Below are 12,537 nucleotides of genomic sequence, written 5' to 3' on the forward strand. Positions count from 1 at the left end.
CTCAGACGGGCTGGGCCGTGGCCGGTTCGTGCTCGGCCGCGTAGCGCTGGGCCCACGGGTAGTCCGGCTTGCCGCTGGGCGACCGGCCGATCTCGCCGGCCAGCCAGATCGTGCGCGGCACCTTGTACCCGGCGATCTCGCCGCGGACGTGCTCCTCCAGCGTCGCGAGGTCCGGCGAAGCGCCCTCGCGCAGCTGGACGACGGCGGCGACGCGCTGGCCGAGCCGGTCGTCCGGGACGCCGATGACGAGCGCGTCGAAGACGTCGGGGTGCGACTTCAGCGCGCCTTCGACCTCCTCCGGGTAGACCTTCTCGCCGCCGGTGTTGACGCACTGGGAGCCGCGGCCGAGCAGCGTGACGGTGCCGTCCTCCTCGTAGCGGGCGTAGTCGCCCGGGACGACGTACCGGACGCCGCCGACCTCGACGAAGATCTTCTTGCTCTTCTCGGGGTCGCCGTAGTAGCCGAGCGGGACGTGCCCGCGGCGGGCGATCAGGCCGACCGCGCCGGGCGCCTGGTCGACGAGGTTGCCGTCGTCGTCGACCAGGATCGCGTCCTTGCCGAAGCTGACCCGCGGGCCGGCGCTGTGGTCGGAGCCCTTGGCGACCATGCCGATCCCGGTGAAGCCGCTTTCCGACGAGCCGATCGCGTCGGTGATCACGGCGTTCGGCACGAGTTCGACGAACTCCTGCTTCACCGACTGCGAGAACAGCGCGGCGTGACTGGAGACGGCGACGAGCGACGAAGCGTCGTAGCCGCCCTCGCGGAACGCCTCGATGAGCGGCCGCGCCATCGCGTCGCCGACGATCGTGAGGACCTGGACCTTGTGCTTCTGCACGGCCTTCCAGATGTCGTGGGCGTCGAAGCGCGGCACGAAGACCACCGGGCTGCCGGTGAACAGCGCGCCGAACGCGGCCCACTGCGCGGCGCCGTGGATGAGCGGCGCGGCGGGCAGCCGGGTCAGGCTCCCGGCCTTGCCCTGCTCGGCGAGCGTCCATTCGTCCGGGACGTACTCGCCGGTGACGAAGTTGATGCCGCCGCCGAGGGCGCGCCAGACGTCCTCTTGGCGCCAGAGCACGCCCTTCGGGTAGCCCGTGGTGCCGCCCGTGTAGAGGATGTAGAGATCGTCGTTGCTTCGCTCCTCGAAGTCGCGGTCGGGGCTCTGCGCCTCGAGCGCGGCCTCGTAGTCGACGCCGCCGTAGCTCTCGTAGTCGCCGTCACTGCCATCGTCGATCACGACAACGTGTTTCAGTTTTGGCGTCTCGGGAAGGACGGCGGCGACCTTGTCGGCGTAGCTCCTCTCGTGCACGAGCGCGACGAGCTCGGCGTCGGTGAAGAGGTAGACGAGCTCGCCGTGGACGTAGCGGTAGTTGACGTTGACGGCGATCGCGCGCAGCTTGTACGCGGCGATCATCGCCTCCAAGGCCTCGATCGAGTTGCGGGAGTAGACCCCGATGTGGGATCCGCGTCCCACGCCGTGCGCGGCGAGGTGGTGGGCGAGCCGGTTGGCCCGCGCCTCCAGTTCGGCGAAGGTGACTTGCCGGTCGCCGCACACGACCGCGACGCGCTCCGGCACGGCGTCGACGGCGTGCTCCAGAAGATCCGCGATGTTGAGTGCCACGCCCTCAAAGTAGAACATGTTATCGTTCCGGGCAATGGCACTGCTCCTTCAGGAGGTCTCCCGTGGGTGAACCGCACGCGCTGGTTTCGCAAGAGGGACAGACCCTCGTCGTCACGATGAACCGGCCCGAGGCGCGCAACGCGATCACCGGCGAGATGATGTCGATCATGGTCGAGGCCTGGGACCGGGTCGATTCGGACGACTCGATCCGCAGCTGCGTCCTGACCGGCGCGGGCGGCGCGTTCTGCGCGGGCGCGGACCTGAAGTCGATGTCCCGGAACTCGCCGTCGGAGTCCTTCGCGTCGGGAAAGTTCGACCCTTCTCGGATCCCCGGCCTCCTGAAGGGGCGTCGGCTGACGAAGCCGCTGATCGCGGCGGTCGAGGGGCCGGCGATCGCGGGCGGGACGGAGATCCTCCAGGGGACGGACATCCGGGTGGCGGGTTCATCGGCTCGGTTCGGCGTGTCGGAGGCCCGGTGGGGACTGTTCCCGATGGGCGGCTCGGCGGTGCGGCTGCCGCGCCAGATCCCGTACACGGTCGCCGCGGACATCCTGCTGACCGGTCGGCACCTGACCGCTTCGGAGGCCTTGGCGATCGGGTTGATCGGGCACGTGGTGCCGGACGGCCAGGCTCTCTCGCGCGCGCTGGAGCTGGCGTCTTTGGTGAACGCGAACGGGCCGGTCGCCGTGCGGGCGATCCTGCGGACGATCCGGGACACCGAGGGGCTCCACGAGGAGGAGGCCTTCAAGCTGGACTCGCAGTACGGCATCGATGTGTTCGCTTCGGAGGATGCCAAGGAGGGGCCGCGAGCGTTTTCGGAGAAGCGGAAGCCCGAGTTCCGCGGCCGCTGACGTAGGCCGAGTTTCGCGACACAGTGAACAACGCGCTGAGCAGTCGAGTGCCGGACCCCGCAAGCCAGATCGCAGGGGTGACGTGAGCGCGGAACCCCTCGCGAAGCATCAAGCCGGCCAAAGTGATGAGGTAAGATCCGGCCGTTGCGATGGGGTGAGCGCCCCAGACGGGCGCCCACCCCCTGCCTAGCGACCCAAGAGCCTGGAAACTTCGTGGATCGTGGCAGCCAGCGCCACAAGGAGCTGGATCACCGACGTGAGGATGTGACGCCGGTCGGGTTTACTCCTCCGGCCGGAGTCGCCCTCCGTCGGCTCGCGTCCCGACACGCCATCGACATCATCACTCATTTGCTTGTCACTCAATCGCACTCCTTCCGGTAACGGATGCCGATCCCGACCCCGTCCCCGCAGATCGGGCCGGACCGGAAGAGCACCGAGTGAAAGCCGGTCAATCCTATCCTCCCCAGCGCCGGTCAGAATACCGGGGGGAAGCAGGTGCACTTCACCAGCGAGATGCTGACTTCAGTTGACAACCAGGGGTTCTGCCCTCAAAACGGAAAGTATGACCATTGCTGTCAGCGCGCAAAAATGGTCATCAAGTTAATTCGCCACAAGTGTTGCTGATTTGATCCAGCAGGTGAACCATCATTTTCAAACTTCGCCACCCATCGGGAGGTTTCCAGATGAACAACCGGACACGAAATTCCCATTTCGGTCGAAATCAGCCCCGCGTAGCGTCGAGCCGAAACGCGGCGCCTCCTCCGACACCCGGCACTTCCTTCCACTCCGCCTCGACGACACCCAACCGAACCGGCCACTCCACCATCAGAGCCACCACCTAGAACACGTTCCATGACAAGTCAGACCGACTCCGTGGGCAACTTGCCGCCAGAACGAGAACATGTTTCACTCATGGATGTGACCGAGACACCACTGGCGGCACCCCTCAACGTCGGCTTCGACTACACGCGCTCGACCGGGCCCGTTCTGGGCCGGTTCGTCAACTCCCTGCGCGAACGCCGGATCGAAGGCGTCCGGGGCAGTGACGGCCGCGTGCACGTCCCGCCCGTCGAGTACGACCCCGGGACCGCCGACCGGCTCGACGAGTTCGTCCCCGTCGCCGATGAAGGCACCGTCGTCTCGTGGTCGTGGTGTCCCGACCCTCTCGACGGGCAGCCGCTCAACCGGCCCTTCGCCTGGGCGCTCGTCAAACTCGACGGGGCCGACACCGCCATGCTCCACGCCGTGGACGCCGGCGAACCCGGGAACATCCACAGTGGACAGCGCGTCCGCGTGAAGTGGGCCGACGAGACCGTCGGGCACATCCGGGACATCGCCTACTTCCTGCCCGTGGACGCCGAGGACACCACGCCGACCGAGCCCGCTCCCCCGGTCGCCGAGCGGGAAGAAGGCGCCCCGGTCAGCGTTGTCATCACGCCCGTGCACCTGAAATACATGCACTCCGCCTCCCCCGAGGAGAGCCGGTACCTGCGCGGCCTCGCCGAAGGGAAGCTCATCGGCCAGCGCTGCCCCAAGTGCGAGAAGGTCTACATCCCGCCGCGCGGCGCTTGCCCGACCGACGGCGTGCCCACCACCGATGAGGTCGAACTGCCCGACACCGGGATCGTGACGACGTTCTGCATCGTCAACGTCCCCTTCCTCGGCCAGCGCCTCAAGCCGCCGTACGTCGCCGCGTACATCCTGCTCGACGGGGCCGACATCGCCTTCCTGCACCTCGTCCTCGGCTGCGACGCCCAGGACGTCAAGATGGGCATGCGCGTGCGCGCCGCGTGGAAACCGCGCGACGAGTGGTGGACGTCGCTGGAGAACATCAGCCACTTCGAGCCGACCGGCGAGCCGGACGCGGCCTACGAAACCTTCGCCCACCACCTGTGAGGTCCTGATGCCAGACGTCGCGATCGCGGGCTTCGCGAAGGCCCCCAACGTCCGCGAGACCCCGGGCACCACCAACGGCGTGGAGATGCTCGTCCCGATCTTCGCCGAGGTCTTCGAGCAGACCGGTTTGTCCAAACAGGACATCGGCTTCTGGTGCTCCGGCTCGTCGGACTACCTGGCCGGACGCGCCTTCTCGTTCATCGCCGCCGTCGACGCGATCGGCGCGTTCCCGCCGATCCACGAGTCGCACGTCGAGATGGACGCCGCCTGGGCGCTCTACGAAGCGTGGCTGAAGATCAAGATGGGCGAGGTCGAGACCGCGCTCGTCTACGGCTTCGGCAAGTCCAGCGCCGGGCAGCTGCGCCGGGTGCTCGCCCTGCAGCTCGACCCGTACGTCGTCACGCCACTGTGGCCCGACTCGGTCTCGATCGCCGGGATCCAGGCCCGGATGGGCCTCGAAGCCGGGCTCTGGTCCGAAAAGGACCTCGCCGAGGTCGCCGCGCGCGGCACGGACAAGGATGTCGCCGAGTTGCTCGACACGCCGTATTACGCGGATCCGCTGCGCCGGCACGACATCGCGCCGATCACCGACGGCGCGGCGGTCGTCATCCTGTCCACTGTGGAGCGAGCGCGCGACATCGTCGACCGGCCCGCCGTGATCACCGGCATCGAGCACCGCGTCGACTCCCCCGTCCTCGGCGCCCGCGACCTCACGCGCAGCCCGTCCACCGAGGCCGCGGCGAGCACCCTGGACCTCGACGGCGCCGACCTCGCCGAGCTGCACGCGCCCTTCACCCACCAGGAACTGATCCTGCGGACGGCGCTGAAGCTCGACGACACCACGAAGATCAACCCGTCGGGCGGGGCGCTGGCCGCCAACCCGATGTTCTCCGCCGGCCTGGCCCGCATCGGCGAGGCGGCGGCCCGGATCCACAGCGGCGAATCCCGCAAGGCCGTGGCGCACGCGACGAGCGGCCCGGTCCTGCAACAGAACCTGGTGACCGTGCTGGAGGCCCGATGACCAAGCAGCTCACCGCCGTGCTCGGCACCGGCCAGACGCACCACCGCGCCAAGCGCCAGGACGTCTCGATGCCGGGCCTGCTGCGCGAGGCGATCGACCGCGCGATGACCGACGCCCAGGTCGGCTGGGCCGACATCGACGCCGTCGTGCTCGGCAAGGCGCCGGACCTGTTCGAGGGCGTCATGATGCCCGAGCTGTTCCTCGCCGACGCACTGGGCGCGACCGGGAAACCGCTGCTGCGCGTGCACACCGCCGGTTCGGTCGGCGGGTCGACGGCGCTGGTCGCCGCCTCGCTGATCCAGTCCGGCGTCCACCGCCGGGTGCTGACCGTGGCGTACGAGAAGCAGTCCGAGTCGAACGCGATGTGGGGCCTGTCGATCCTGCCGCCGTTCCAGATGCCGGTCGGCGCCGGCGCGGGCGGCTACTTCGCCCCGCACGTGCGTTCCTACATCCGCCGTTCGGGCGCGCCCGAGCACGTCGGCGCGATCGTCGCGGCGAAGGACCGCCGCAACGGCGCCCTGAACCCGTACGCGCACCTGCAGCAGGCCGACATCACCGTCGAGTCGGTGCGGAAGTCGCAGATGCTGTGGGACCCGATCCGCTACGACGAGACGTGCCCGTCGTCCGACGGCGCGTGCGCGATGGTGCTCGGCGACGAGGCCGCCGGGGATGCCGTCGAGGGCGGCGCCGCCTGGATCCACGCGACGGCGATGCGCACCGAGCCGACGACGTTCGCCGGCCGCGACCAGGTCAACCCCCAGGCCGGGCGCGACGCCGCGGCCGCGCTGTGGGCCGAGGCCGGGATCAAGGACCCGATGTCCGAAGTGGACGTCGCCGAGATCTACGTGCCCTTCTCGTGGTTCGAGCCGATGTGGCTGGAGAACCTCGGGTTCGCGCCCGAAGGCGAAGGCTGGAAGGTCACCGAGGCCGGCGAGACGGCGATCGGCGGCCGGCTGCCGTGCAACCCGTCCGGCGGGGTGCTCTCGTCCAACCCGATCGGCGCGTCCGGCATGCTCCGCTTCTCCGAAGCCGCGAAACAGGTGATGGGCCGGGCCGGGGACTACCAGGTCGACGGCGCGCGCATCGCGGTCGGGCACGCCTACGGCGGCGGGTCGCAGTACTTCTCGATGTGGGTGGTCGGCGCGCACAAGCCGCGTTGATACGCTCGACCCACCATGCCCAGACTCGCCGACCACGAGCAGCGCCGCCGCCAGATCGCCGAAGCCGTCTGGCGGATCGCCAGCACGCGCGGGCTCGAAGACGTGTCGCTGCGCAAGGTCGCGGCCGAGGCCGGCGTCTCGCTGCGGCTGGTCCAGTACTACTTCGGGACGCGGGACGACCTCCTGCTCGGCGCGCTGGAGATCCTCAACGCCGACGCCGGGGAGAGCATCCGCGCGGAGCTCGGCCCGGAGGAGGACGCGGCGCCGCGCGAGGTGCTGCGGGCCATGCTCGTCGGGATGCTGCCGGTCGGCGACGAGCGCCGCACGCGCTACCTCGTGCACCTCGCCTACTTCGTCCGGTCCCTTTCGGACCCCGGGCTGGCGTCGGCGTTCAGCGCCGCGCCGCCCGAGCTGGAACGGCTGACCGCGGACCTGCTGGCGTGGGGCCGCGACCGCGGGGAGGTCGCGGCGGACCTCGAGCTGATGCCGGAGGCGGAGCTGCTCCTGTCGAGCGTCGACGGCCTGCAGACCAGCATCATCCTGGGCCAGCGCACGCCCGAGGCGGCCATCGCGCTGATCGACCACCAGCTCGACCGGCTGTTCAGCCTCGCGAACGTCGCCACTTGAGCGCCAGCAGCGTCCCGATCACCCCGGTCACGACGCCGACGGTGGCCGGCACCGCGACCGGGGGGTCCACCACGATCACCGGCTCGAGCACGACCGGCGCCGGTGGCTGGACCGGCTTCGGCGGCGCGTCGGAGCCGGTCGCCGTCCACGCCGTGACGTAGACGAGCAGCCGCGCGACGAGCGAGATGAAGAAGATCAGGCCGATGACCGAGCCGAACGCGATACCGGTCGGCGAGTCGCCGATCAGCCGCAGGTAGAAGCCCCCGGCCAGCTTCAGCGCCTCGAACCCGACGGCCAGGGCGATCGCGCCGCGCACCGCGCTGCGCACGCCCACCTTCTGCCGCGGCAACCGCGTGAGCACCCACAGGAACACCAGCCAGTCGGCGACCAGCGCCAGCGGCACGGACGACGCCGACACGAGCTGGTGCCCCCAGCTCGTGTCGTCCAGCCCGGCCAGCCGCAGCAGGTAGCTGCCGAGCGCCGTGCCGGAGATCGTGATCGTGAACGACACCACCAGCGCCGCGCTCAGGCCGATCAGCGCGAGCAGGTCGACGGCGATGAGCCGCAGCAGCGACTGGTCGGACCGGTTCTGCCCCCACAGCGCGGTGAGCGAGTCCCGCAGCGCGTTCATCCAGTTCCAGCCCGAGTAGAGGCCGATGGCCAGGCCGAACAGCCCGACGCTGGTCCGCTGCTCGACGAAGCCGGTGAGCAGGTCGGTGGCCTTGTCGCCGAGCCCGCCGGGCAGCGTGGACACGATCGCGTGCACGAGGGTCTCGCGCAGGGCCGGCTGGCTGGCCAGCACGAACCCGGCGACCGACGACGCGACCATCAGCAGCGGCACCAGCGACAGCAGGCTGAAGTAGGTGATGGACGCGATGTAGTGGTAACCGCCGGCGTCGAGGTAGCGGTCGGCGGCGCGGGCGATGTGGTCCAGCCACCGGTACCGGGCACGGGCCCGGGCCCAGGGGCTCGGGGCCTTCGGGGAACTCTTCACGGACACTGTCTACCCAGCCGGAGGCCACTTAGCGCAGGCAACACGCGGTCGGACCATCAGCTCAGGACGACGAGCTCCGTGCCGTCGTCCACCGGGAGCGCGGCGTCCGTCGTCGCGAAGACCGTGCTGCCGAGGAAGTCGAGCTCGCAGCCGAGGGTGGCGAGGAAGGACGTGTCCGCGGCGTCGCGCCCGGTGGAGATCCGCAGCATGGTCTGCCGCGGCGCGAGGCGGGTGGCGTCGAAGACGTACCAGTGGCCGTCGACCGCGGCCTCGAAGACGGCGTGGAAGTCCATCGGCGACAGCCCGGGCGCGTAGACGCCGACGTAGCGGGCCGGGATGTCGAGGAACCGGCAGAGCGTGACGCAGACGTGCGCGAAGTCGCGGCAGACGCCTTCGCCGGCGAGCAGCGTGTCGATGGCGTCGTCGGTGGGCCGGCTGGAGCCGACCACATAGGACAGTCGTTCGTGGACGTTGCGGACGATGGCGTCCACCTTCGCCTTGGTGTCCTTCGCTTTGATGGCCGCGGGCGGGACGAGCCCGGCGACGCGATCGGAGGGGCAGTACCGGCTCGGCCGGGTGAAGACGGCGACGTCGGCGAGCGTGACCGGCTCGGGTTCGGGGTCGGTCAGCGCGCGTTCGGCGTGGTAGGTGACGCGGTGTTCGCCTTTGGGCAGTGTGAAGACCTCGGCGCGGGTGCCGTGCTCGAACTCGGCGAGCTCGCTGTCCCCGTGCCAGGAAACGGTGAGCTCTTCGGTATCGGCGTGCGCCGCGGAGACCGAGATCGCCGCGCGCCCGGGTTCGGTGACGCGGATCGAGAACTCGACGTCGACGGTCGCTCGCGGGGCCATCGCCTCATGATGTCACCTCGGACGGTCCCGGCACGGTGGAGCGCGCCGGGACCGCCCGCTCAGGCGTAGCGAACCGGGTAGTGCTTGATCCCGTTCAGCCAGCTGGACCGCAGCCGCACCGGGGGCGCGGCCTCGGTGATGGCCGGCATCACGTCCGCGATCGCGTTGAAGATCAAGTCGATCTCCAGGCGGGCCAGGTTCGCGCCGATGCAGTAGTGCGAACCCGTGCCGCCGAAGCCCACGTGCGGGTTGTCCTCGCGGAGGATGTCGAACTTCTCCGGGTCCTCGAACACCTCGTGGTCGAAGTTCGCCGAGCTGTAGAACATCCCGACGCGGTCGCCCTTGCGGATCTGCGCGCCGCCCAGCTCCGTGTCGCGGGTGGCCGTGCGCTGGAACGCGACCACCGGGGTGGCCCAGCGGACGATCTCGTCCGGCGCGGTCTTCGGCCGCTGCTCCTTGAACAGCTCCCACTGGTCCCGGTGGTCCATGAACGCCTTCATGCCGTGGCTGATCGCGTTGCGCGTCGTCTCGTTGCCGGCGACCGCGAGCAGGATGACGAAGAAGCCGAACTCGTCGGAGCCGAGCGCTTCGCCGTCGACGTCGGCGTGGATCAGCTTCGTGACGATGTCGTCCATCGGGCACTTGCGCCGGTCCTCGGCCATGTTCCAGGCGTAGCCGATGAGCTGCGCGGATGCCTCGAGGGGCTCGACCTCGTACTCAGGGTCGTCGTAGGCGACCATCTGGTTCGACCAGTCGAAGATCTTGAGCCGGTCCTCCTGCGGGATGCCGATCAGCTCGGCGATCGCCTGCAGCGGCAGCTCGCAGGCGACGTCGGTGACGAAGTCGCCCGACCCCTTCTTGCGCGCTTCCGAGACGATCCGTTCGGCGCGGTCGCGCAGGGTGTCCTCGAGCTTCGCGATGGACCGCGGGGTGAAGCCCTTCGACACGATCCGCCGCAGCTTCGTGTGCTGCGGGGCGTCCATGTTGAGCAGCACCAGGCGGTTCGCGTTGAGGTTGTCCTCCGTCATGCTCTCGTCGAAGCGGATGATCGCGGTCTTCTCGCTCGACGAGTACAGCGTGCTGTCGCGGGACACCTCCTTGACGTCCGCGTGGCGCGAGACGACCCAGTAGCCGTCGTCGCGGAAGCCCGCGGTGTTGTGCTTCTGGGGGTTCCACCACACGGGGGCGGTTCGCCGGAGCTCGGCGAACTCGTCCACGGGCAGCCGTTGGGCGTAGAGGTCCGGGTCCGTGAAGTCGAAACCGGCGGGGATGAGCGGAGCGGCCACGGTGCCTCCCACGGTTCGCCTTTGAAACACGTTCTAACGGCGATTAGAGCATACGGTGTTAACTTGCGGAAGACCGTTCAGTGAAACCCGTTAACTTGACCGATGAGGCCAGGTGAGCGAGCGCTCACTCGTCGAAGATCAAGATCCGGCCGATCCTGGGGCCGCTTGCCTCAAACGATAACTTGTTCTAGTTTTTGAACTACAGGACAGAGTTTCCCGACGAAAGGGACGACATGGGCGTGCCGGTCATCGTCGAAGCCGTGCGGACCCCGATCGGCAAGCGGGGCGGGCTGCTGGCCGGCCTGCACGCGGCCGAGCTGCTGGGTGCGGCGCACCTGGCCCTCCTCGACCGCGCCGGGATCGACCCCGCGCTGGTCGAGCAGCTGATCGGCGGCTGCGTCACGCAGGCGGGCGAGCAGTCCAACAACGTGACGCGCACGGCGTGGCTGCACGCGGGGCTCCCGGAGACGGCGGGCGCGACGACGATCGACGCCCAGTGCGGCTCGGCGCAGCAGGCGACCCACCTGGTCGCGGGCCTGATCGCGGCCGACGCCATCGAGGTCGGCGTCGCGTGCGGTGTCGAGGCGATGAGCCGGGTGCCGCTGGGCGCCAACCGGGCCGGCGCGTCGCCGCGGCCGTCGTCGTGGTCGATCGACCTGCCCAACCAGTACGGCGCGGCGGAGCGGATCGCGGTCCGGCGCGGGTTGACGCGCGCCGACGTCGACAGTTTCGGTGCCGCCTCCCAGCAGAAGGCCGCGGCGGCGTGGGAAGCGGGACGGTTCGACCGCGAAGTGGTGCCGGTGAAGGCGCCGGTACTGACCGATGGCGAGCCGACGGGCGAGACGCGGCTGGTGAGCCGCGACCAGGGCCTGCGCGAAACGACCGTCGAGGGCCTGGCCAGGCTGAAGCCGGTGGTCGAGGACGGGATCCACACGGCGGGAACGTCGTCGCAGATCTCGGACGGCGCGGCGGCGTTGCTGCTGATGGACTCTTCGCGGGCGTCGGAGCTGGGACTGCGGCCGAGGGCCCGGATCGTGGCGCAGGCGCTGGTGGGCGCGGAGCCGTACTACCACCTGGACGGCCCGATCCGCGCGACCGAGCGAGTGCTGTCCCGGACCGGGATGACGGTGGGTGACGTCGACCTGTTCGAGGTGAACGAGGCGTTCGCTTCGGTGGCGTTGTCGTGGCAGCGGGTTCTTTCCCCGGACGAGTCGCGCGTGAACGTCAACGGCGGCGCGATCGCGCTCGGTCACCCGGTGGGCAGCACGGGCGCCCGGCTGCTGACAACGGCGTTGCACGAGCTGGAGCGCCGCGACGCGGCGACGGCGTTGGTGACGATGTGCGCCGGCGGAGCACTGGCGACGGCGACGGTCATCGAACGGCTCTAGCCCCCGGCTTCCGCGCCGTCCGGCTTGTGCTTGACTTCGGTGCATGATCTCGGAAAGCCGTTGCCCGGTGGAGAACGGTGAGCTCCTGGTCCGCCGCGGCGGCGAGGGTCCGGCGCTGCTGCTCATCGCGGGCGGCACCGGATCGGGCGACTCCTACCGCGCGCTGGCGAAGCCGCTGTACGCGGACTACACGGTGATCACGTACGACCGGCGCGGCCACTTCGGCAGCACGGATGCGACGACGGGCCCGGTCCCGGTGTCGTTGCAGGCGGACGACGCGCGAGCGGTGCTGGACCACATCGGCCTCGGCCCGGCGATGGTGTTCGGCACGAGCGCGGGCGCGCTGATCGGGCTGGACCTGGTGGCCCGGTTCCCTTCGAGCGTGACGACGTTGGTGGCGCACGAACCCCCGGCGGTCCACCTGATGCCGGACGCGGGCGCGTGGCTGGAGGCGGCGGCGGAGCAGGTCCGCCTGGCCCGGTCGGGCGAGCTGATGACGGCGGTGACCCGCTTCGCCGACGCGATCGCCGGTGCGGCGCTGCCGGATCTGCCGAACATGCGGCTGCCCCATGAGGCCGACTGGATCCGGTTGTTCGACCGGGAGCTGACGGAGTTCTTCGACTACCTGCCGGATTTGCGAGCGTTGCGCAAGGCGAGCACGGAGATCGTGCCGGTGGCCGGTGAGGGCAGCCGGGGGCGGTACCACTACCAGCCGGCGAAGATTTTGGCCTTGGAGCTGGGGTTGCCGTTCACGGAGATGCCGGGGGCTCACCTCGCTCCGCAGCGGAACCCGGGGAAGTTCGCGGCTGCGTTGAAGGATCTGCTGAGCCCGGAGCTGTAAGGAAAAG

General features: G+C 69.7%; 11 protein-coding genes. 7 read left to right on the forward strand and 4 right to left on the reverse strand.

Annotated elements, in window-relative coordinates; genetic code table 11:
- Window position 1: 1 nt before the first annotated feature.
- The gene (locus tag ABFJ78_RS22180; protein WP_436388247.1) at window positions 2–1,618 is read right to left on the reverse strand and encodes an acyl-CoA synthetase; all 1,617 of its coding nucleotides are present in this window, start codon (window positions 1,616–1,618) and stop codon (window positions 2–4) included.
- 62 nt (window positions 1,619–1,680) lie between these two features.
- Here ABFJ78_RS22180 and ABFJ78_RS22185 point away from each other — a divergent pair, with 62 nt between their 5' ends.
- The 5 genes from ABFJ78_RS22185 to ABFJ78_RS22205 all read left to right on the forward strand — a co-directional run bounded on the left by ABFJ78_RS22185 (window position 1,681) and on the right by ABFJ78_RS22205 (window position 7,173).
- Entirely contained in the window at window positions 1,681–2,469 is a 789-nt protein-coding gene (locus ABFJ78_RS22185) for a crotonase/enoyl-CoA hydratase family protein (RefSeq protein WP_436388248.1), read from the forward strand.
- A 912-nt stretch (window positions 2,470–3,381) separates the two neighbouring features.
- Complete coding sequence (locus ABFJ78_RS22190; RefSeq protein WP_436388249.1) at window positions 3,382–4,365, forward strand: Zn-ribbon domain-containing OB-fold protein; 984 nt, start codon at window positions 3,382–3,384, stop codon at window positions 4,363–4,365.
- Window positions 4,366–4,372: 7 nt separating this feature from the next.
- The gene (locus ABFJ78_RS22195; RefSeq protein WP_436388250.1) at window positions 4,373–5,386 is read left to right on the forward strand and encodes a thiolase domain-containing protein; all 1,014 of its coding nucleotides are present in this window, start codon (window positions 4,373–4,375) and stop codon (window positions 5,384–5,386) included.
- A complete protein-coding gene (locus tag ABFJ78_RS22200; RefSeq protein ID WP_436388251.1) occupies window positions 5,383–6,546 on the forward strand; it encodes a thiolase domain-containing protein in 1,164 nt (387 codons plus the stop codon). The genes ABFJ78_RS22195 and ABFJ78_RS22200 overlap by 4 nt, the downstream gene beginning before the upstream one ends.
- 15 nt (window positions 6,547–6,561) lie before the next feature.
- Complete coding sequence (locus ABFJ78_RS22205; RefSeq protein ID WP_436388252.1) at window positions 6,562–7,173, forward strand: TetR/AcrR family transcriptional regulator; 612 nt, start codon at window positions 6,562–6,564, stop codon at window positions 7,171–7,173.
- On the opposite strand, the gene ABFJ78_RS22210 is transcribed toward ABFJ78_RS22205, so the two are convergent.
- The 3 genes from ABFJ78_RS22210 to ABFJ78_RS22220 are packed head-to-tail and all read right to left on the reverse strand — an operon-like array spanning window position 7,148 to window position 10,301.
- Complete coding sequence (locus ABFJ78_RS22210) at window positions 7,148–8,167, reverse strand: YhjD/YihY/BrkB family envelope integrity protein (protein WP_436388253.1); 1,020 nt, start codon at window positions 8,165–8,167, stop codon at window positions 7,148–7,150. The genes ABFJ78_RS22205 and ABFJ78_RS22210 overlap by 26 nt on opposite strands.
- Before the next feature lie 56 nt (window positions 8,168–8,223).
- Window positions 8,224–9,015: a transglutaminase-like domain-containing protein gene (locus tag ABFJ78_RS22215; protein WP_436388254.1), complete on the reverse strand. Its 792-nt coding sequence runs from the start codon at window positions 9,013–9,015 to the stop codon at window positions 8,224–8,226.
- Window positions 9,016–9,074: 59 nt separating this feature from the next.
- Window positions 9,075–10,301, reverse strand: coding sequence for a cytochrome P450 (locus tag ABFJ78_RS22220; RefSeq protein ID WP_400880641.1), 1,227 nt, complete (start codon window positions 10,299–10,301; stop codon window positions 9,075–9,077).
- Window positions 10,302–10,534: 233 nt separating this feature from the next.
- On the opposite strand from ABFJ78_RS22220, the gene ABFJ78_RS22225 reads away from it, so the two are divergent.
- Window positions 10,535–11,689, forward strand: coding sequence for a steroid 3-ketoacyl-CoA thiolase (locus tag ABFJ78_RS22225; protein ID WP_436388255.1), 1,155 nt, complete (start codon window positions 10,535–10,537; stop codon window positions 11,687–11,689).
- 43 nt (window positions 11,690–11,732) lie between these two features.
- Window positions 11,733–12,530 carry an alpha/beta fold hydrolase gene (locus ABFJ78_RS22230; RefSeq protein ID WP_436388256.1) on the forward strand — a complete coding sequence of 266 codons (798 nt, stop codon included), beginning with the start codon at window positions 11,733–11,735 and terminating at the stop codon, window positions 12,528–12,530.
- Window positions 12,531–12,537 lie beyond the last annotated feature (7 nt).

The sequence above is a fragment of the Amycolatopsis sp. MEPSY49 genome (assembly GCF_051337345.1).
Taxonomy (GTDB): domain Bacteria; phylum Actinomycetota; class Actinomycetes; order Mycobacteriales; family Pseudonocardiaceae; genus Amycolatopsis.